Origin of the sequence: Rhodococcus sp. NPDC059968 (genome assembly GCF_042738615.1) — a bacterium.
Taxonomy (GTDB): Bacteria; Actinomycetota; Actinomycetes; order Mycobacteriales; family Mycobacteriaceae; genus Rhodococcus_F.
Map to the genome: position 1 here is coordinate 1 of NZ_JBHWUE010000141.1, position 19,920 is coordinate 19,920.

Annotated in this window: 14 protein-coding genes and 4 pseudogenes; 12 read left to right on the top strand and 6 right to left on the bottom strand. The window is 64.9% G+C overall.

Going from position 1 to position 19,920, the window contains the following annotated elements:
- From ACFWAY_RS48750 to ACFWAY_RS48760, 3 genes and pseudogenes are all read left to right on the top strand, one after another.
- Nucleotides 1-399 (top strand): annotated as a pseudogene (locus tag ACFWAY_RS48750) (pyridine nucleotide-disulfide oxidoreductase); the annotation flags it as partial.
- Nucleotides 400-538: 139 nt separating this feature from the next.
- A pseudogene (locus ACFWAY_RS48755) lies at nt 539-622 on the top strand (TrkA family potassium uptake protein); the annotation flags it as partial.
- A gap of 204 nt (nt 623-826) precedes the next feature.
- Nucleotides 827-1,210 carry a DUF1937 family protein gene (locus ACFWAY_RS48760; RefSeq protein WP_378515818.1) on the top strand — a complete coding sequence of 128 codons (384 nt, stop codon included), beginning with the start codon at nt 827-829 and terminating at the stop codon, nt 1,208-1,210.
- A gap of 740 nt (nt 1,211-1,950) precedes the next feature.
- Here ACFWAY_RS48760 and ACFWAY_RS48765 read toward each other — a convergent pair.
- From ACFWAY_RS48765 to ACFWAY_RS48775, 3 genes and pseudogenes are all read right to left on the bottom strand, one after another.
- Nucleotides 1,951-3,318 carry a flavin monoamine oxidase family protein gene (locus ACFWAY_RS48765; RefSeq protein WP_378515819.1) on the bottom strand — a complete coding sequence of 456 codons (1,368 nt, stop codon included), beginning with the start codon at nt 3,316-3,318 and terminating at the stop codon, nt 1,951-1,953.
- Nucleotides 3,319-3,681: 363 nt separating this feature from the next.
- Nucleotides 3,682-3,806: pseudogene (locus tag ACFWAY_RS48770) on the bottom strand (IS3 family transposase); the annotation flags it as partial.
- A 187-nt stretch (nt 3,807-3,993) separates the two neighbouring features.
- Nucleotides 3,994-4,461 carry an Lrp/AsnC family transcriptional regulator gene (locus ACFWAY_RS48775; protein ID WP_378515820.1) on the bottom strand — a complete coding sequence of 156 codons (468 nt, stop codon included), beginning with the start codon at nt 4,459-4,461 and terminating at the stop codon, nt 3,994-3,996.
- Nucleotides 4,462-4,579: 118 nt separating this feature from the next.
- On the opposite strand from ACFWAY_RS48775, the gene ACFWAY_RS48780 reads away from it, so the two are divergent.
- On the top strand, nt 4,580-7,483 hold the full coding sequence (locus ACFWAY_RS48780; protein WP_378515821.1) for an aminotransferase: 2,904 nt from the start codon (nt 4,580-4,582) through the stop codon (nt 7,481-7,483).
- A gap of 1,218 nt (nt 7,484-8,701) precedes the next feature.
- On the opposite strand, the gene ACFWAY_RS48785 is transcribed toward ACFWAY_RS48780, so the two are convergent.
- Nucleotides 8,702-9,325: a GntR family transcriptional regulator gene (locus ACFWAY_RS48785; RefSeq protein ID WP_378515822.1), complete on the bottom strand. Its 624-nt coding sequence runs from the start codon at nt 9,323-9,325 to the stop codon at nt 8,702-8,704.
- Nucleotides 9,326-9,512: 187 nt separating this feature from the next.
- On the opposite strand from ACFWAY_RS48785, the gene ACFWAY_RS48790 reads away from it, so the two are divergent.
- The 7 genes and pseudogenes from ACFWAY_RS48790 to ACFWAY_RS48820 form a co-directional block, all read left to right on the top strand.
- Nucleotides 9,513-10,358 carry an ABC transporter permease gene (locus ACFWAY_RS48790; RefSeq protein ID WP_378515823.1) on the top strand — a complete coding sequence of 282 codons (846 nt, stop codon included), beginning with the start codon at nt 9,513-9,515 and terminating at the stop codon, nt 10,356-10,358.
- Nucleotides 10,358-11,095, top strand: coding sequence for an ABC transporter ATP-binding protein (locus tag ACFWAY_RS48795; protein WP_378515824.1), 738 nt, complete (start codon nt 10,358-10,360; stop codon nt 11,093-11,095). Before ACFWAY_RS48790 ends, ACFWAY_RS48795 begins: the two co-directional genes overlap by 1 nt.
- A 26-nt stretch (nt 11,096-11,121) precedes the next feature.
- Nucleotides 11,122-12,210, top strand: coding sequence for an NrtA/SsuA/CpmA family ABC transporter substrate-binding protein (locus tag ACFWAY_RS48800; protein ID WP_378515825.1), 1,089 nt, complete (start codon nt 11,122-11,124; stop codon nt 12,208-12,210).
- Between the two features lie 13 nt (nt 12,211-12,223).
- Nucleotides 12,224-13,588: an LLM class flavin-dependent oxidoreductase gene (locus tag ACFWAY_RS48805; protein WP_378515826.1), complete on the top strand. Its 1,365-nt coding sequence runs from the start codon at nt 12,224-12,226 to the stop codon at nt 13,586-13,588.
- Nucleotides 13,585-13,998 carry an OsmC family protein gene (locus tag ACFWAY_RS48810; RefSeq protein ID WP_378515827.1) on the top strand — a complete coding sequence of 138 codons (414 nt, stop codon included), beginning with the start codon at nt 13,585-13,587 and terminating at the stop codon, nt 13,996-13,998. The genes ACFWAY_RS48805 and ACFWAY_RS48810 overlap by 4 nt, the downstream gene beginning before the upstream one ends.
- A gap of 598 nt (nt 13,999-14,596) precedes the next feature.
- On the top strand, nt 14,597-15,532 hold the full coding sequence (locus ACFWAY_RS48815; RefSeq protein WP_378515828.1) for a HAMP domain-containing protein: 936 nt from the start codon (nt 14,597-14,599) through the stop codon (nt 15,530-15,532).
- A 142-nt stretch (nt 15,533-15,674) separates the two neighbouring features.
- A pseudogene (locus ACFWAY_RS48820) lies at nt 15,675-15,764 on the top strand (transposase); the annotation flags it as partial.
- A gap of 627 nt (nt 15,765-16,391) precedes the next feature.
- Here the strand turns inward: ACFWAY_RS48820 and ACFWAY_RS48825 are convergent.
- Nucleotides 16,392-16,649, bottom strand: a complete 258-nt coding sequence (locus ACFWAY_RS48825) for a hypothetical protein (RefSeq protein WP_378515829.1) — start codon at nt 16,647-16,649, stop codon at nt 16,392-16,394.
- A 132-nt stretch (nt 16,650-16,781) separates the two neighbouring features.
- Here ACFWAY_RS48825 and ACFWAY_RS48830 point away from each other — a divergent pair, with 132 nt between their 5' ends.
- Nucleotides 16,782-17,201: a hypothetical protein gene (locus ACFWAY_RS48830; protein ID WP_378515830.1), complete on the top strand. Its 420-nt coding sequence runs from the start codon at nt 16,782-16,784 to the stop codon at nt 17,199-17,201.
- Between the two features lie 799 nt (nt 17,202-18,000).
- Here ACFWAY_RS48830 and ACFWAY_RS48835 read toward each other — a convergent pair.
- A complete protein-coding gene (locus tag ACFWAY_RS48835; protein WP_378515831.1) occupies nt 18,001-18,891 on the bottom strand; it encodes a polysaccharide deacetylase family protein in 891 nt (296 codons plus the stop codon).
- Between the last annotated feature and the right edge of the window lie 1,029 nt (nt 18,892-19,920).

Below are 19,920 nucleotides of genomic sequence, written 5' to 3' on the forward strand. Positions count from 1 at the left end.
CGTGACGGGGTCTTCGCCATCGGTAACCTGCTCCACCCCGTCGACACCGCCGACATCGCCGCCCTCGACGGCCGGCACGTGACCGAATCAGTCCGCAGCTACCTCGGTGGCCGCCCGCCGGTACACGACGGTGTCCGAATCCTGACGGATGCTCCACTGCGGTGGATCTCCCCCGGCGTGCTCCGCCCCGGCGACAGCGCCCCCGCCCGCAACCGACTGCTGCTGTGGACCGACACCCTGGTGCGGATCCCGAAGATCGTGGTCCGACAAGACGGCAAGGTCATCGCCCGCAAGACCCTCCTGTGGCCGGCCTCGCCCGGACGCGTCTTCCGGGTGCCGTCGAGCGTCCTGGACAAGGCCGACACCCGAGGTGGGCCCGTCACCGTCTCGCTCGGCTGATTCCCCTCGAACCCGGGGCAGGCTGGATTGGTCTGCGCGGTCCAGCCTGCCCCGTACCAACAGAACACTCATGACGCTAACTGCCCTGCACTGCCACCTGATTCGATCGAATCGACCGACCCAGGGTGCACGCAGCCCCGTGGATGTCGCGGTCTCGACTCCGCGACTGCTGGCGGCGCTGGTCGAGGAAGCGGACTCCGTCGGGGACCGGGTACACCTGATACCCGACGACCCAATCGAATGCGGTGACGAAGCGCATCTGCGGACTGCACTCGATATCCCACCGCCACGGCAGTCGGGTGCCACGTCCTGAACCGCCTTGGCGACTCATCACTCCGGCCGAAACACAACATCACACCCTGTCCACCCACGACCGCACTCCTACCGCACCTGTCCGGGTGCACACCGCCCCAATGAAAGGAACACCATGAGGAAGATCTTCCTGGCCTGCCCCTACAGCCACACCGACCCGTCGGTCACCCACGATCGGTTCATCGAGTCGAACAAGGTGGCCGCCACCATCATCGAATCCGGTAATGCCGTCTTCAGCCAGGTCTCGATGTCCCACCCGATCAACCTGACATTCGAAGGCAAGGACAAAACGGAGATCGGTGTCCTGTGGGCGCCCGTCGACGAGGTGTTCATGGACATGCTCGACGAGCTGATCATCCTCGACCTGCCCGGTTGGGAGCAGAGCTCGGGCATCAAGCGGGAGATCGCGTTCTTCGAAACCCGCGGCCGCCGTGTCAGCCTGTGGTCGAACGTGTCCCAGGAGTTCGATCAGGACACCGTCACCGCCGCCACGCGCTGACCCCCGACCCACGGCGATGGGCACGCGCGTGGAATCGTCCATGCGCAGGTGAAGTACCCGGTAGCCACCACCGGGCCTCTTCGGCTCATACACCGTGATGGTCGTCCCGCCTGCGGATCTCGGCCGTCAGGCGGGACGAGCCGCCCCACTCCGGCTCACCCGCCATTGCGCTACGGGTGCAATCGAGCGGCGCGGAACACCCGCTGCTTCTGGCCATTTCCCATCCCTCTTCCGAGTGTTGGGCTCGAACACCGCAGGAAAGGCGATGGCTAACTTCAGCGGGATCAGGGCCTCGCAGATCTTGAGCATGTCCTCGGCGGTCCGCTCATTGACGCGATATCCGTGCGGCGCCTGGGCGAGGAGTCCCTCGTGGTGCAGGAGCTGCATCGCTCCCGTACCGGGTGCGGGACAGCCGCAGCTTCACGCCCACGGCGGCTGGCACCCGCATGCTGCCGGGCCGGTACGTGCCGCCCGTGATGCGCTCGCGTAACCGTCTGTACGCGGACGGCTCTCGTTTCGGGTCTCCGAGACTGGAGGGTTCGGGGAAGCGCGTGTAGCTGGTCCCACGACACCTCGCTGGATCTGTTCGGAGGCACGGCGTAGCGGCCAGCGATTGTCGACAAGAGTTGGGCGAGGGACAATCGGCCGCGGGCGAGAGGTAGGCGTCAGCGTGTGTCATGAAAGTCTCGGGCAGCCGGTGCGTGTGCTAACCAAACCGATGCCCGAGGTCCTTACCTACGTCACGTTGCCACGCCGTTCACGCCTTCCCCGGGAACTACAGCTGGCCGGTTCCGCAGCTCCCTCAAATCGATTGCCCTGCCGACGACGCGCTCAGCGGCTCGATGCCCGGACAGCAGTGCTCCGTCCACGGTCGCCGGGTTATCACCCCACGTCGCCTCGCCAGCCACATGCAGGACCCCTCCCACCGGCGTCGCCATCGCATCATGATCCGCATGACAGGCACCCACAGCGACATACGAGTACGAGCCCAAGGCGAATGGATCCGCCGCCCACCGCGTGATCCAGTACCCGACCGGATCGGGCACCGCGTCGCCGCAGAGCTGCCTGAGCGAATTCACCACCGATCCCACGACCTGATCGTCGCTCATCGCCTCGACCTGTCTGCCCGAACGCCCACCCGCAAGCGCCACAAGTGTGGGCCTCCCACCCACCGCAGCGGAAACGTCGTACCACGAATGCCAGAGTTCATCACTCCTCCCGAGCTGACGCAGCACATACAGCCCGTCCCCCCAGAACCGCTCCGGGAACTGCAGGAACACCTTGTTGAAAACCCCCATCCCGATCCTGTCGATCGAACCGGCAACAGGATCAGGCAACTCCGGCGAGAACGTAATCCGACCAGCCTTGAGAACCCCCAGCGGCACGGTGACAATCACACTGGAGGCAGTGAACGATTCACCGGCCGTCGCAACCTGCACCCCGGACTCGGACCATTCGATCGAGGTCACCTCGTGGCCGAGGCGCACATCCAAACCCTGGGCGAGCGTTCGCGTGATCTCGTCGTATCCGTTCGGGAAGACGACCTCGTCACCGTCGACGATGTCCTCGTCGAGGCCATGGGCGGCGAGGTCTTCGATGTTCGCCCCGCACTGTTCTTCCACGCGACGCCGGAAGAAGCTGCGCACACGTTCCTTCCGCTCGGCATCCCAGTCGAGCGCCTCGAGGGCACGCTCGGTGACGTCGAGGTAGGTTTCACCGGAACGGGATGCGGCGATGGCACGGTGCAGCTGCGCGTCGGCGACCTCGACGTCGGCGACCCAACGATTCGCCGCGTCGGAATCCATCAGCTCACGCGCCCGGTCGTAGTTCGCCATCGGCCGGCCACCGGCCTGGAAGCTGCCCACGGTGAACTCGACGGTGTCGATCCCGAATGCCTCAACGAGATCGATGAGGGGACTGCCCTGAACACCGTGAATCCACGACGCACCACGGTCGAGCGAAAAGCCAGGGTCGTGATCGCTCCACGTCCGGCCTCCGACACGGTCGCGCGCTTCCAGGACGACGACCCGCCTGCCCGCCCCGTGAAGTAACCTTGCCGCGGTGATGCCGGCGATTCCGGCGCCGACGATGATCGAGTCGAACCTCATCATGCCACCTGCCTGGTACCGGCAGCCGGGTGCTCGTGAACGGCCACGTGGTTCGTTCCTATCGGGCAGCGTGGGCAGACGCTTGTCGTCCGGCCCTGGATTTCAGCCATGAGTGGCCCTCGCTTCTTTCCATAGTATTGGAGTGTGCCAGTACTTTTCGGCTGGCGTGCTTGTATCCGACATGACATGTTTGACGTTCATGCACTCGTCGAACGAGTACTTCGACATTCCCTTCTCGTAACCCGACTGTTTGAAGCCGCCGTGCGGCGTCCCATGGTGGTCGCATGCGAGACAGCGCGGGATGGACGCTGACACCACTGCCCGGACACCTACGCAGGAAACGGGAATCGCGTCTGCAGGTCCCCCTCTTTCTTTGGCGAACACCGAGTAGATCCGCTGCTCCGAACAGGCGCTGGACTCTCCCCTGCGGTGACGAACTCGGGCAGTTCCGTGGCGATGAACCGGTACCCAAACGTTGGATCGTCGGTGCGAACGGACTCCGAGGCATCGATCGGTCCCACCGTGCGGGTGCCACCCCTTGGCGCCGGTCACCGCGAAACGACTTTACGGTCAACGGATTCGAGCCTGATGGGGTTCACTGCATACCCGACTGTGCGGATCCACGGCAACCTGCAAGCGAGGCCCGGGCCCATCACGGGCCGGACCCCAGACCGTCTAGCGCGTACCCCACCCGAAGCGGTGTGTCCGGATCGAGTAGTAGGTGAAGGTATCGATGTGCAGGATGCCCTCGATTCTTCTCAGCTTGTCGTTGACGAGCCTGAAGAGCGCATCCTGGTTTTCAGCGATGACTTCGACCAGGAGATCGCACCTGCCTGCGCACAGCACGACGTATATGACGTTTTCAATCTCGGCCAGTGCGTCGGCCACTTCTTCGACATCGCCACTTGCGACGATTCCTACCATTGCCATGCTGCGGTAGCCGAGCTTCAGTGGATCGGTCACACCGACGATTTGAACGACGCCGCGCTCTTCGAGGCGCATGACTCTGCGTCGAGCCCCGCCGGCAGTGAGCCCAACCAGTGCACCCAGTTCGCCATAGCCGAGCCGTCCGTCACGCTGGAGCGCTGTCACCAAGCCACGATCGATCTCGTCGAAGTCCTCATCCACATAATCACTATTCATTACTAGACACTCCTATATGGTGATGAAAACTGACTATTGAACTACACTCACTGACGGATCGTACTACAGCAGTCGCCCGCGGCAGGTGCAGGCGCCGCCGCGTCATAGAGAGGGCATCATGACCGACACCAGCACGCAACGATGGCGACTCAAACGTCCGGCGGTCGATGCAACAAGCGCTTCGGAAATTGCGCAGCGGCACTACGGCGTGCTCGGCGCGGCAACAGAGCTCGGCAGTCAGCAGGATCGGAACTTCAGGATCACGCCCGATCGCGGCGCTGGTCTGCTGCTGAAGATCAACCATCCAACCGTGACGAGCGATGAAGTCAGCTTCCAGGCAGCGATCACAGATCACCTACGCAACGCCCGGATTCACACGCCGGAAATCCTCGCCAGTACCAATGGTGCACGCTCGATCGACGTCACCGACGCCGACGGGCAGCACACAACGGCACGAGCATTTCAACTACTTGACGGTCAGTCTCTCATCGATGGGCACCTGGTCGATGGTGCCGTAGCGGAAGAGCTTGGCCGACTGGCGGGACGGACCACCTCTGCCCTCGCGAGCCTCGAGCATCCTGCCAGCGAACGCCGCATCCAGTGGGAGTTGCGCAGTTCGCTGTCAGTTGTCGAGTCACTCATCGAGTATCTCCCGGCCGAGCGCCGCGCCCGCTGCCTCGCAGCGGCCCGGTCCGCAAGCGCCGAAATCGACAGTCTTCGCGATCGCCTTCCGCTTCAAGTTGTTCACGGGGACATCACCGCCGACAACGTCATTCGGGATAATGCGAACACGCTTTGGCTGGTCGATATGGGCGATGCGTCGCAATCGTGGCGCGTCACCGAAATCGCCGTCCTCGCTGCAGACGTTCTCGGTCGGACGGAAAGCTTGGCACTGGTGAGCCGCGCTATCCGCGGCTTCGATTGCGAAGCATCCCTCACCGACGATGAGTTGCGTGCGATCTGGCCGCTCGTCATCCTGCGCGGCGCTGTGCTGGCGGTCAGCGGCTGGAGCCAACTCGCGATCGATCCCGAGAACACCTACGCGCGTGAGCGCCTCGATCACGAATGGAATGTGTTCGAGAAATCCCTAGCTTCTTTGTCGGCTGAGGTCTACTCGCAGCTTCGCCTGGCGGTGGGCAGATCTCACCACGAGGGTCTCGAGTACTCGCCCGTGGTCGAGGGACAGAACCGGGCCACGATCCTGGACCTGGGGGTCACAAGCCCACTGCTCGACCGCGGACACTGGACCGAACCAGACATCGAACTTTCTCTCGCGCGCGAGGCACTCCGGTCTGCGGCAGTCGCCGTGGCACGCTACGGCGAGACACGACTGACACGTATATCGCTCGACGTCACACGACCGGCGAAAACCAGGGCACGGTTGGTTGAGCTCTGGGTCCGACCCGGGACGCCTGTACGAGCGCCCTATTCAGGAGCAGTGAGAGTTGAGGGCGATGCGATCGAATTAACGGATAGCGGTGTCGTGATCCGGATCGACGGACTTGTGATCATCGTGGACGAATTCTCTCGGACTACCGCAGGTGAAGTGCTCGGCTACACGAGCGCAATCGCTCCCGGAGTCGGACGACTCTCTATCTCACGTCGACTTGTCGACGCAGTGGCAGACTCTGTCTTCGCGGGCCCAACAGACGAGTACGAAACTGATGGGGCAGCAGACCCTTCGGTCATCCTCGGATTCGATCCGGTTGCCGACCCGATTGCGCAACTGCGAGCCGAACGCACCCGCAGGGACAAAGCCATCGGCGGAGCCAACGAACGGTACTACGCCGAGCCTCCGCAGTTTGAGCGCGGATGGGGGACCCTGCTGATCGATACGCAAGGCCGCGCCTATCTCGACATGGTCAACAACGTCGCAGCGATCGGGCACTCGCATCCGCGGCTCGCTGACAGGGTGCATCGCCAGCTCCACCTGCTGAACACCAACTCACGTTTTCTCTACGCCGCATACGCAGACTTTACGGAGAAAGTGCTCGAGGTCTCACCGGATCCGAGCCTCGACACGGTGATCCCTGTCAACTCCGGCTCCGAGGCGATTGACCTGGCGATTCGACTCGCCCAGGTGGCGACTGGGAGGAAAGGGATCGTCGCTGTCCGCGAGGGTTACCACGGATGGACGATGGCCGCCGACTCGGTCAGTACGTCTGCTTTCGACAACCCGGATGCCCTCGTATCGCGGCCAGACTGGGTCCATCTGACGGATACGCCCAACCCCTATCGGGGCAGATATCGCGGCGCCGAATCCGGGCATTCATACGCGCAGGACGTCCGCAGCTTGCTCGAGCGACTCGACAGTGAGGGTCAACCGCCGGCGGCGTTCATCTGCGAGCCAGTCCTCGGTAATGCGGGTGGAGTCCTTCCGCCTGACCGCTACCTGGCAGAGGTGTACGAGGCCGTTCGCGCCCGTGGCGGCCTCACGATCGCCGACGAAGTTCAAGTCGGATACGGCAGGCTCGGCAACGCCTTCTGGGGTTCAACATTACAAGGCGTGGTGCCGGACATCATCGCAGTCGCCAAGGCCGCGGGCAATGCATTTCCAGTCGGCCTGGTGCTCACGCGCCGCGAGATCGTCGACTCTCTCGCGAGGGAAGGCATGTTTTTCTCGTCTGCTGGCGGTGCCCCCGCGAGCGCCGTAGCAGGATCTGCGGTGCTGGACGTTATTCGCGAGGAAGGATTGCAGAAGAACGCGGAAATTGTGGGTCGCTACTTGAAGTCTCGTATCGAGGGACTTGCTTCTCGACATTCGCTGGTGGGCCCAGTGCACGGCAGCGGTCTCTATCTCGGGATCGAACTGATTCGCAACCACGAGACACTCGAACCAGCCACGGCGGAGACGCGTTGGATCTGTGAGCATTTGCTTGAATTCGGCATTATTATGCAGGCGACGTCAGAACGTCAGAACGTATTGAAGGTCAAGCCGCCGATGACGCTCACTCACGGCGAAGCTGACGTGTTCGTCAACGCATTGGACCGCGCCCTGTGCAACGTCACCTCTGGAACCTGACCTGCTCAACCTTCCCGTCCGGCGCATCGAAACGAAGTACTGCCGACATCGAACTCGTCCGTCACGAAATCGAAAGCTAAGACTCAGTCCGCGCCCGCTCTGATCGACGCGTTGTTCGCTGACAGTCCATCTGCCCCGCGCTGGGGCGGTGTTGCGCCCCAACTTCAGTAGAGGGTCGCGATGACCCGCTCGGCGGCTTCGGCGGGATTGTGTTGAATGAGGGCTGCTCAGCTTCGGCGGATGAGGACACCACGATCTCACTTCCGAGCCCCGGTACATCTACGTTGCGATCGTGATTTCTACCCTCGCATCGGCGAAGGCACCACCATTCCGAAGACCTCCTTAGACCCGAATAGGTATGCAAACGCATGAATTCGAACAAGTATCGCCAATGGCGCCAGAGGCGACGCGCCGCCTGGAACGACGCAAACCGCACACGCACACATCCTGACACCGAGGCCGAGCGCCTCATCGAATTCGCCAGCATGTGGGCACCATACGGCGGCGCCACCGAGGAGGAAATCCTTGTGCACTTCGGAATGACCACCCGCCGGTTCGTCGAGCGATTGTGGCAGGTCATCCCCGAATCGAACTGTGCCCAAGAGGAGATTCGCAGGTTAGTGAACACATATCCGCACCACAACCGAACCGGCGTCACAGGCGGCTGACGGTCCACCGGCTTCAAGAACGTGCGAAAGATCAGAGCGAACAAACGTCGGCAGCGAAAATGTGGAATAGCCGACGCGGCAATGCCATTCTCGACTTCGCACTTCTCTGGGAACCGCTCGGCGGGCCCGCTCATGAAAATACTGCAGCCGCGCTTTCAATCGACAACAGCGAATACCACCATCGGGTCCGAGCTGCTGCGAAGTTCCAGCGGGCCCGACTTCAACGAGGCATCACCACCCCCGACCAACATCGTCTATAAAGTGTCCGCGAGTACAGCTCTCGATCGAAGATCGAAAACCACGACACCAGAACCTCATACAAGCGACCGGGCTGTAACCCAATACCATCGGTGGACGTGATCGTGTCGTCACGGAACTAGCCCCACCGACCGGTGGACTCCGATCGGGGCGCAGGTCGATGTAACTGGCCGACGCCTACGCAGTCCCACCGCTCCCCCGCCGCGAAGCCAAAATACGCTGAAGGCCTCACGGTAAGTGAGGCGACCGGATCCGCCACAGCGACGTGGATTCCGTGGATCTTCCTGCTCTTTCAGCGCGCCGCCATGGCGGCGATCCGCAGATCCCGGGTCCGGGACTGATGGGCGATCATGAGAACCCGGGCCTGCTCTGCGTCGCCCGCCTGCACCGCGGCAAGGATGTCGCGGTGCTCGGTCTCGATCTGCTGCAGGTTCGACTCGGCGCGGGCCTCTTCCGCGTCGTACACCCGTAGCTGAGCGTCGAGCCGGTCCATCAGTTCCGTGATCGTCTGGTTGTGGGCTGCGCTGCGCAGCGCACTGTGCCATTCGTTGTGTAGGGCCAGGCTTGTCGCGGGGTCGGGTGTTTCGACGGCCTGGTCGAACAGTCGGGTCAGTCGGGCGATGTCGAGGTCGGTGTGACGGGTGGCCGCGGAGAAGGCGATCGCCGACTCCAGCGCGATACGCGCCTCGCAGATCTCGAGCACCTCCTCGGCGGTCCGCTCACGGACGCGATATCCTCGCGGCGCCTGGACGACGAGGCCCTCGTAGTCCAGGCGCTGCATCGCCTCGCGCACCGGGGTGCGGGAGAGCCCCAGCTCCGCGCCCACGGCGGCTGGCACCAGCATGGTGCCGGGGTGGTAGGCGCCACCTGTGATGCGCTCGCGTAGTTGCTTGTACGCGGCTGACTCTCGTTCCACGGGTTGTCCTCTCTCTGGCACGCAGTCGTGCCACGACGCAAGCCTTACCAGAGCGACCAACTCCATGTAAATAGTTTGAATCCATGTGTATACAGATGAAGACATTTATGTGCAATCTTCGTAGCGTTCTCCGCGTCTGCACAAGGAGAACTCATGCACCATCACCCATCGGCCCGGGGCGTCCGCCATGCCTGACACCCAGGTCGCCCCACGCCGGGCCGCCACATCACCTCCCGGCGACCGTCCCCCGGCGCCGCGCCGCCGGCTCCAACCCGCCGTGCTGCTGCCCTGGGTGGTCCCGGTTCTGCTGATCCTCGGCTGGCAATGGGCTTCGTCGACCGGCGCGATCTCCCCGTCGATCCTGCCGCCGCCGAGCAGGGTGCTCGCCACCGCGGATCAGCTGTGGACCTCCGGCGAACTGCAGACGCATCTGCTGGTGAGCGTGCGCCGGATCCTGATCGGGTTCACGCTCGGCGCATCCATCGGCCTGCTGCTCGGCTTCCTCGTCGGGCTCTCGAAGATCGCCGAGGGGCTCGTCGACCGCACCCTGCAGATGCTGCGGGCTCTGCCACACCTTGCGTTGGTGCCGCTGTTGATCGCCGCGTTCGGCATCGGTGAACTACCGAAGATCGTGCTCGTCATGCTCGGCGTGATCTTCCCCGTCTACCTCAACACCGTCGCGGGCATTCGTACCGTGGATCCCAAACTGATCCAGCTGGGCGAGTCCTACGGCCTCGGCCGTGGCGCCCGGATCCGCGACATCATCGTCCCCGGTGCAATGCCAATGATCCTCACCGGCATCCGGTACGCCCTGGGCGTCGCGTGGCTGACCCTTGTGATCGCCGAGACCATCGCGACCAGCGAGGGCATCGGCTTCCTCGCCCAGAACGGCCGCGACATGCTGCGCAACGACCGCATCGTCCTCGCGATTCTTCTGTACGCCATCGCCGGCCTGCTCGCCGACCAGATCACCCGGATGATCGAGGCACGTGTATTGCGCTGGAACCCTCACTACCAAGGCGGAACTCGGTGATGTCCACTCGTTCGCTCGTCGGTCTCGATCTCGTCGGTCTCGGGCACCGCTACCGCGACAAGACCGTCCTCCACGACATCGATCTCACCATCGCCCCGGGCGAGTTCGTCTCTTTCCTCGGCCCCAGCGGTGTCGGCAAATCGACGCTCCTGCGGATCCTCGCGGGTCTCGAGCGGCCGACGAGCGGTTCGGTCGAATCGGTCGGCGCGAGAGCCGCCGACCCCGTCACGCGGATGATGTTCCAGGAGGACCGGTTGCTGCCGTGGCGGTCGGTCGTCGACAACGTGCAACTCGGTACCCGGAACCAGCGGGACCGGGCGGTTGAATTGCTCCGCGCGGTCGGACTCGCCGGCAGGGAAGCGGACTGGCCGTCCGAGCTGTCCGGCGGGCAGCGGCAGCGAGTCGCACTGGCCCGCGCACTCCTACATCAGCCCGATGTGCTGCTGCTCGACGAGCCCTTCGGCGCGCTCGACGCCATCACCCGGGTCGCGATGCAGCAGTTGCTCGAACGGGTGCTGGCCGACCGGCCCCGCACGGTTCTTCTCGTTACGCATGATGTCGAGGAAGCGCTCGTCCTCTCCGACCGCGTCCTCCTGCTCACCGAGCAGGGCATTACCCGTGACCTGCGGATCCCGCAGGCGCGGCCACGACACCGTGGTGACAGCCGGCTCGCGGCCTGGAAGGAGGAGTTGCTCGACGGACTCCTGCAGCCCGACACCGCACTCACCTTCCCCTGATCCCACCCGAAAGGTTCTTCCTCTCCATGTCTTCGCGCGTGAACTCCTCCCTCGCGGCACTCGACCGCCGCGGTTTCCTCAAGGCAGCCGGTTCAGGTGTCCTCGGCCTGTCGGCCCTGTCGATCGCCGGCTGCGGGTCCGGTTCGGCCTCGGGCGCGTCCGGCGGTCCGCTCACGGAGGTGCGCTACGCCCTCATCGGCGACGGGAAGGCCGAGCCCGGAACCATCCTCCGTAACAACCTCGGTGGCTTCGACCTGGGCGCCGACCTCGGTCTGCCGGTGCAGTGGCCGTCCGGGTTCCCGGCGTCACTGCCCGTGATGGAGGCGATCAAGTCGAGCAGCGTCGACTTCTCCTTCGCCACTGCGACCGCCGTCATCTATGCGATCGGGGGTGGGGTGCCGATCGTCCCGCTCGTCTCCTACCCGCTGCCCGCGAACGAGGTCGACATCCTCGTGCCGCGCGGATCCGACATCAAGGCGGGCGCAGACCTGAAGGGCCGCAGGGTGGCCGACCACCGCGGCACCACCGGCACCTACAGCCTGGTGAAATACCTGCAATCGGTCGGTCTCACACTCGAAGACATCGAGTACGTCAATCTGCCCGCCGCCGACGCCGAGGCCGCGTTCGCAGAGGGCAAGGTCGACGCCTGGATCAGCTGGCAACCCACCATCGAACTGGCCAAGCGTAAACACGGCGCCGTGGCTCTGCCCGACGTGAAGACTTACGACTACGCGTTCTTCGTCGCCAGTGAGAGCCTCGCCTTCGACCACCCCGAGACCGCCGCGGCGCTCGTTCGGAACGTACGCGACGCGCAGCGGTGGATCGAGGGCAATCCGGAAGTGGCGGTGGCAGCATTCGCCGACCTGGGCGGCTTCGGCAACAGTGACCTCGAAGAGCAGGTCTACCTCGACCTGGTGAAGTCACGACGGTTGTCGTACTCGGGCGCGGGTGCATTCGGCGCAGTCGACGCGGCCGCTATCAACGGAACCCAGGACCTCGCCGACAACTTCCACGAGCTCGGCGTCTATCCCGACCGGGTCGACGTCACCACCTGGCTGCAGGACCCCCGCTTCGATTCGATCAAGTCGACGATCACCTCGGCGCTCGCGAATTAGGAACACCGAAACCATGTCATCTCCTCGCATGCACCTCGCCGCCTTCGTCACCGCCGGACCGGGCCGTCCGGGCGGCTGGCGGTACCCCGCGTCCGTGCCCGGCTGGTTGTCGGCCCGCTACTACCAAGACATCGCGCGCACCCTCGAGGACGCGCGGTTCGACCTCGCCTTCTTCGCCGACATCCTGTCCGTCCCGGACCGTTTCGGCGACAGCCTCGACTCGCAGTTGCGCAACGGCGCGCTCGGCTCGATGCGTCTCGACCCACTGCACGTCCTGTCCTCTATGGGCGCAGTGACCTCGCATCTCGGGCTCGCGGCGACGGTCTCGACCACCTATGCGCAACCGTTCACCGTGGCCCGGTCCTTCGCGACACTCGACCACCTCACCGACGGCCGGGCCGCCTGGAACGTCGTGACGTCGTTCCAGGAGTCGGAGGCCCGCAACTTCAACCGGGACGAGCAGTTTCCCCGCGAGCAGCGGTACGAGCGGGCGGACGAGTTCCTCGAAGTCACCGGAAAACTGTGGGACAGCTGGGACGACGACGCGCTCGTGCTCGACACCGACGCCCCGCTCTTCGCCGACCCCGAACGCGTCCACGCCATCGGCCACAAGGGTGAATGGTTCACCGTCCGAGGGCCGCTGAACGTTCCGCGGCCGCCCCAGGGATACCCGGTGGTGATCCAGGCCGGGGCGTCCGCGAAGGGCAAGGACTTCGCCGCCCGCTGGTCCGACGTCATCTTCTGCAGCCACGCCTCGCTCGAATCGGCCCAGGATTTCTACCAGGAGATCAAGGAACGCGCCGCCGCACACGGCCGCGACCCCGATTCGGTGAAGATCCTGCCGTCGATCGCGCCGGTGGTCGGCGCGACCAGCGCCATCGCCCAACAAACCTTCGAGGAACTGTTCGAGTTGGTGCCGCCGCTCGGTGGACTATCAACCCTCGCCTACCATCTCGACGTCGACCTCTCAACGTTCCCGTTGGACGAGCGCCTCCCCGACGTCGAGGTGCCCGGAGTCGAAGGGCACTACAACGAGGTCCGTGAGATGACCGAGCGTGAGGGCCTGACCCTCCGCGAACTCGGCAAGCGGTACGGCGGACGCGTCGAGGGCGGGTTCATCGGCACCGCCAGCGAGGTCGCCGACGGCCTCGAACAGTGGTTCACGGAGGGCGCGTGCGACGGATTCATGCTGCAGGCGCCGTACCAGCCGGGTGGATTCGAGGACTTCACCCGGCAGGTCGTCCCCGAACTACAGAAACGCGGACTGTTCCGCACCGAGTACGAGGGGAGAACGCTCCGGGAGAATCTCGGTCTCCCGCGCGTCGAGTCGGGTGAGTGGGCTCGCCGCGTGCGACGGACCGCGGAGGCCGACGCGTGAGCGCCGACGTCGTCGAGGTGGCCGGGTATACCCTCGTCGGTGTTCCCGGACGATTCCTCCTCGATGCCCGCCGCAACCACCTCGTCACCGACTCCCGGTTCGGGCCCGCCGAGGCCATCCAGGCGGGCGAACTGCTGCTCGCCGCACTCACGTCCTGTGCGATGGCGAACATCCAGGCCAACGCCGAGGCCGACGGTATAACTGTGGACGCGATCGACGTCCGGGCGACGCATCGGCGAGGGACGGCCGACGTCACCCGCTACGACTTCACCACCGTCCACATCCATATCCGCGGCGTGGACCAGGTGACGGCCGAGTTCCTGGCCGAAAAGTTTGTCTCCACCTGCCCGATCTACAACACTATCCGACGGGGCAGCGGAATCGAACTCGTCGTCGTCAGTGAGAGATAGCGAGTCGGTCAATTTTCCGTGAAGCTTGTGAGCTCGTCGAGCACTCGCGCGGCGGTGGTCGATGTGCGGAAGTCCCTCCCCTCCGCGGCCCGGAGGCGGCTGCGTACGTGGACAAGCATGGCGAGCTCACGCTTGTCGTCCGTGTTGGTTCGATCGCTGACTCTGCCATCGCACCGTGAGGTGGATGGGCACGTTTCCGTCTGCGCGAATTGGCTCCACGCGTCTGATGAGCCCGCGCGGATCTCGCCGACTCGGTGGGACCAGCCGGGTCTCTGGCCAGGTCGCGAATTCTGCTGCCGTTGGGGCGATCGGCCGCGGCGTCGAAGCGCGTCGCTGCTCCAGGACGACTTCGGCACCACTGTCATCGATGCCAGCTGCGACCGGGAAGACATCGGAGGTGCGCGCCGCCCTGCTGTTGGGTCGGCGTTCTGCGGCTTCGGTGGTGTTGCCTCGCAGAGTTGCCGCCACCTCGGCCCATTGGGCGACCCGGCCGACATCGACCTTCTCAGGGGCATCTCAGGCCGCTGCGGCATACTCGGCCGATGTTGGACCGCCAGTCGCATCCGGCCGAACCTGCACGTACCGGAGACGCTTCCCGATGATCGTGGGAATACGGAGGAGCGGTCTGTCCCTGCGGGCCCGGGTGAATCTCCTGACCGCGTCGCTGGCCGCGGCCGCGGTCTTCGTGTCCGTCGTGGCGATCTACTTCGTGACCGAGCAGTCCCTGCGCGCACAGGTCAACGACCGGCTCAGCGCTAAGGTCGATGTACTCGCCGCCAGCGCGGCCTCGGGAGCGCCACCGGCGTACTTCGGGCTCGGGGGTTCACAAACGCTCAAGGTCGCGTTGATCACCCAGACCGGAGAGGTGATCACAGTGGGCACCCACGACGCCCCCTTCGACGACCGGGACGCATTGCGAACCGGACCCGAGATGGCAGTGGCGCAGGGCCGCGCATCCGGCACCAGCCGGGAACTCGCGGGCTATCAGGTGCTTGCACGGAAATTGCCAAGCGGGGAGACCCTGGTGGTCGCCGAGTCCCTGCAACCGATCAAGCAAATGCTGAGCAAGCTTCTGCTCGCGCTGATCTCGCTGGGCGCCCTGATCATCGTCCTGTCCGTGTTGGCGGCTTCGGCCGCGATCAACACTGGGTTGCGGCCGGTGCGCCGGCTCATGCTCGCCACCGAACGAATCGCCCGCACCCAGGAGCTCGAGCCGATTCCCGTGCACGGTGACGACGAACTCGCCCAGTTCGCCCGTAGTTTCAACGTAATGCTCGAGGCGTTGACCCACTCGCGGGACCATCAGCGTGCTTTGATCGTCGACGCCGGCCGCGAGCTACTTACCCCGCTGACCGCGCTGCGCACCAACCTCGAGCTGTTGATCATGGCCACCGACACTGCCGGGCCGACGCTGAGTCGTTGCGAACGCGAGGCGCTGTCCGCGGACGTGATCGAGCAGATCGAACAACTCTCCCGACGTGTCGCAGAGCTGGTGAACCGGGCCCGCGAGAGCGATCCCGTTCCGGCCCGCTGATCGTGCGGTGGCGGCGGTGTCGATCCGCTATTCGTGTACTCTCGCTCCGCGCCAACGTTTTACGCAGATCGGCGCCGACGGAAATCAGATGCGACACGGAGCAAGCGGACTTCCGCTCCCGTGTCGCCCCCGGTTCGAGCGGGTCAGGTTGGTGACCTCTGTCGCCCACGCCGGGCTGGTGTCGGCGATCGGCGTGACCCTGCCGGGCACCTCGTGGCAGAAGTGCCGAACCATGAGGGTGAGTTCCCCACGGTGCTGTGGGCGGCCTGAAAATACTTAGTGTTGCCCCCATCACACCTTGCGGATCGGCCCGGTGGGTCGCCATATGATTGCCGCGCGCACTGGCGCGCCGTCTGGCGGCAACGCGGGCTCGTGCCGCCGGGACCTCGTCAGCCAAACCCCCAGCGGCTGGCGAGGTCTCCCACGCTTCGACGGTCCGACTGAACCCGACTCGGGACCGTCGATGGGAACCCCCGCCTACCCGCGCCGCGGGAGGGCGGGGTTCCACTTCCGGGCGGAGCTCGAAACACCTCGTTTATCGTGGTCTCGACGATCCTGCTCAGAGACAGAGGTCAAGACGTGGACGAGGGGGTATCGCACCGGAGGGGAGACGCGGTTGAACAATCATCGGATCACCCTGAGCGTCAGACGAATTAGCAATGCCACTTCGGCTGACATCCCGTTTTGAGCGTTCCTGCGCAGGATTGTCAGGAAGGGTGTCCGCGCCCATTGATGTCGGTGTTGCGCCGACACCAGGCCGGGCCGCGCACCTGATAGTGGTCGAGCCTGTACTGATCTCGGGAGGCACCCGCCGGCCGGAAGACCACGACCACCAGGATCGGTGCCCCGCTCGCCGAGTCTACTTCGTCTGATCGGGGGGAACGCCGGAGACGACGCCGCTCACCGGACCTACCGGCGGCGGCTCCGGTCGATGAGAGTGCATATGAGCAACCAACACCACACCCGCTGTGAGGAATCCGGAAGTGGTCACCGCAACCACGACCGTCGCCGCCGCCGTCATGGCACCGAGCCCGACTCCGAATGCGACACCGGACACACCACCCAACACCACACAGCCCACCCCCGCCGACACCAGCACGACCCTGACCACACTCACCCTCCCTCTCCCTTCCCTTTCGCCGCGTCGAACAACATTTTCACCGACCCCCACACCACCCATCGGACGCTACGGCACCGGACGCGACCGGTCTCGCCGGCCAGAACGACCTCCGGCACCTATCGTGGGCCCATGGGAATGTGCCGACTGGTCCTCGACCTGCCCACCGCATGCCCACCACACGACCTGCTCGGCATCGCAGCCACCGAACTCACTGAACGGGGCACCCGCGGTTGGACGAACCTCGAACTACGCACCACCGGGACGACCGGAACCTCCCTGATCCGGCACGTCACCTTCACCTACTGGCTTCCAGCCACCACCATCCATCCCCAGCAGATCGGCTACAACAGCCTCTGGGCGCAGCTCGAGGACACCGAACGTACCGCCCTGCTTAAACTCACCGCCGACGGAACCCTTGGCCTCGCCATCACACGCCTGCTCACACGCACCGCCAGCCGGAGTTTCTTCGTCCGCGACCTGGCCGGCAACCACCGGCTACCCACCAGCTTCCGTATCTTTCTCCGCACCATGGCCCACAGCGGTCCCTGACTCAGCTGGACGCGGCGGCGCGGAGAGGCCACATCGGAGAGTGACCCACCCGTACCATCCGGAACGGCCGGTACATCTGATGGTTATTCGTTCAGCCGTCCAATCTGCGGACGCAACCTGGGATTCCCTTGGCGCTGATGGGGTCCGATACCTGCGGTCACAGAAAGTTTCGTGATCGCGATGGTGGTGATGGTTCTGCGCACGGTGGCCACCCTGCTCGTGTTGTTCCTCAGGGCGCACTCCCGCCCCGCATCCGGTGACCGAACGACCAGGTGCCGCAGCGGGAACCACAACGTGCCGGGGCCGTCACCGACCCCGATGCGCATGGACCGAGCGAGGGATGGCGCACTCCCCGACCACCAGTGGTTCACCCACTCAATCGAAGTGGTCCGCCACTGTATCGGTGGCCACCGCAACACGCGGCATCATCCCGCCCACATCGCAGATGCCACCACACCCTCCCCGAACACACGTCGCCGTACTCACCCACGACAACGCAATGCAACACGAACGCCAACACGACCTCCCACAACCCGATCCAAACACCGAATGGACCGATCAGGAAACCAAGGCGCGAGGAGAAATGCGCTACGAACTCGCCGACGCCGGCCAGCGAAGCCGACGACCGAACACGGCGACACACGCACCCTCGGACTTTTCGACGCCGACGACCCGCGACCTTCAGCGGTGTGACCGCTGCCGGCGCCGCGCGTGTCCCACAGCGGCGGAGGAACCTCGACCCTGGTGAGCAGACCGCGGCCGTTCCCCGCTATGCGCCGAAGCCCAGAATTCGATCGGATCAGGAGGCCAGGGCACCGGCACCGCTGAGGGTGACGAATTCGACGCCCGCCGAACGTAGTTGCGGCACAGCAGCAGCAAGACCCTCCGCGGTGGCACCCGCCGGACGATTGACGTGCATGATCACCACGGAACCGGGCGCCGCCGAGGTGACCGCGGCCTGCACCTTCGCTGCGGGCAGGGTGGCCCCCGCATCGCCGTTCACCGTGAATCCCACCACCTGCTCGCCGAGATCCCGGACGATGGCCGCCGCGACCTCGTCGCAATAGGCCGTACCGGGGCGGAACCAGCGCGGCGGCCGGCCCGTGATCTCGAGCAGTCGGCTGTGGTTCACCCACACCTCGTCGATCACCTCGGCCGGCGACGTGGTGCCCGCGATGCCGTACGCGGATTTCCCGGTCACCGACAGCGGCAGGTGCCGGGTGCCGTGGTTCGCCAGCTCGAGCAGCGGGTTGCCCGCCAGCTGCGCGGTGAGCCCGGGGTTCGCATCGATCCAGCGGCCGTTCACAAAGAGGGTGGCCGGCAGTCTCTCGCGTTCGAGCAGCGCCAGCAGATCCGCATCGACGCCATCGCCCTGAGGTCCACCGCATGCGTCGAAGGTCAGCGCGATCCGGTGCTCCGGCACCGCGAGCCTGGCGGCGGTGCCGGGGACGGCGACACCCCATTCGTGCGGAACGGCGCCCGCATATTTCGCCGCGATCGCGGCCGTATCCGGCGGCGGGGGCGGGGCAGGAAGCCATCCGTCGGGGATCAACCCGTCCGGGACCCCGGGAATCGGTGACGCCTCAGAGACCGCGGGGCCGGCGAGGTCGAGGTAGCTCTGCAGCGCAACAGCCACACCACCGCCGAGCAGCCCCAGCAACACCGCCCGACGATTCGCTCGCGCATACATGCGCCGAGATTAAACCGTCCGCGAGACGTGCCCTTCACCGATCTTGCGAAGACGCCATGAACACAACCCGAACAGCGTGCCCAGCACGATGACCAGCGGCAGCGCCATCGCCACTGCTGGGCACTTTCGCCGGGTGTGATGCATTCGTGCCTCCGACCCCGTCGAAATCCCTTGTGCTACCACCGCGGGCGTGGTGATCTGTTCTCGCCTCCCCGGCCGGCTGTTTCGCAATCGGTGACTGACTGGGGGACGCTCCTTGGCACCGGGGAGCACGGCTCCGCCAGTCTGATCACGATTCGCGTCGCCGGTCTGGGCGAGGCTTTGCACTCTCACGGCACGCTGGGTTTGTTTCGCTCCTCACTGAGTGAGCATCGAAGGACGGATGAACGATGGCGTTCAAGTATCGGGCGGCGAGTTTCGCGTGCGGCCTGCTGGCTTTTTCGTCCTTCGGAGTCTTGTCCTGCGTGACCGAGGATTCTCTTGATGGTGCGGTGTTCTACTCCGTGACGCTCATTCCGTCGGTCGACCTCTTGATACGGCGACTGCGCGAAATGCACCGCATTCGAAGGCAGGTGCCAAATGCGGATCATCGGCCCACACCGGAGATTCTCCCGCCATGCACACAGACGCAGCATCGAATGGAAACTAGCTGGTACGCCCGTTTAGAACTGCTCCCGCGCCCGATGGTTGCGGCACGCCTCGACGACCCCGTGCACGGAAACAGCACTTCGACCTGCACATCTCCTGCACGTCCGCGAGCTGCTCAAGCAGCCACGACAGCCGCCGACCCGAGGTTTCCTCGTTCGATGCGTCCACGGTGGTGCGAGAGCACCCCGTCCACCAGGTGGCCCTGTGGTCCCGCCGCGTAGTAGCAGCACGTGTGGCGCGAAGGTCGGCGGATTCCACTAGTCGTGGCGAATCATCGGGTAATCGTGTGCAGGGGCCACCATCGTCGCACAGCCTGGTTCGGAGTGAGGTCATTCAGGCATAGCCTCGGACGGTCGTTGAGTTCGGTGGCGACCTCGTCGA

What these genes read in the sequence shown, in the direction of transcription:
- ACFWAY_RS48805 (WP_378515826.1), top strand. Translation starts at nt 12,224, where the DNA reads ATGTCATCTCCTCGCATGCACCTCGCCGCCTTCGTCACCGCCGGACCG.
- ACFWAY_RS48760 (WP_378515818.1), top strand. Translation starts at nt 827, where the DNA reads ATGAGGAAGATCTTCCTGGCCTGCCCCTACAGCCACACCGACCCGTCG.
- ACFWAY_RS48765 (WP_378515819.1), bottom strand. Translation starts at nt 3,318, where the DNA reads ATGAGGTTCGACTCGATCATCGTCGGCGCCGGAATCGCCGGCATCACC.
- ACFWAY_RS48775 (WP_378515820.1), bottom strand. Translation starts at nt 4,461, where the DNA reads ATGAATAGTGATTATGTGGATGAGGACTTCGACGAGATCGATCGTGGC.
- ACFWAY_RS48790 (WP_378515823.1), top strand. Translation starts at nt 9,513, where the DNA reads ATGCCTGACACCCAGGTCGCCCCACGCCGGGCCGCCACATCACCTCCC.
- ACFWAY_RS48830 (WP_378515830.1), top strand. Translation starts at nt 16,782, where the DNA reads ATGGGAATGTGCCGACTGGTCCTCGACCTGCCCACCGCATGCCCACCA.
- ACFWAY_RS48815 (WP_378515828.1), top strand. Translation starts at nt 14,597, where the DNA reads ATGATCGTGGGAATACGGAGGAGCGGTCTGTCCCTGCGGGCCCGGGTG.
- ACFWAY_RS48780 (WP_378515821.1), top strand. Translation starts at nt 4,580, where the DNA reads ATGACCGACACCAGCACGCAACGATGGCGACTCAAACGTCCGGCGGTC.
- ACFWAY_RS48800 (WP_378515825.1), top strand. Translation starts at nt 11,122, where the DNA reads ATGTCTTCGCGCGTGAACTCCTCCCTCGCGGCACTCGACCGCCGCGGT.
- ACFWAY_RS48835 (WP_378515831.1), bottom strand. Translation starts at nt 18,891, where the DNA reads ATGTATGCGCGAGCGAATCGTCGGGCGGTGTTGCTGGGGCTGCTCGGC.
- ACFWAY_RS48795 (WP_378515824.1), top strand. Translation starts at nt 10,358, where the DNA reads ATGTCCACTCGTTCGCTCGTCGGTCTCGATCTCGTCGGTCTCGGGCAC.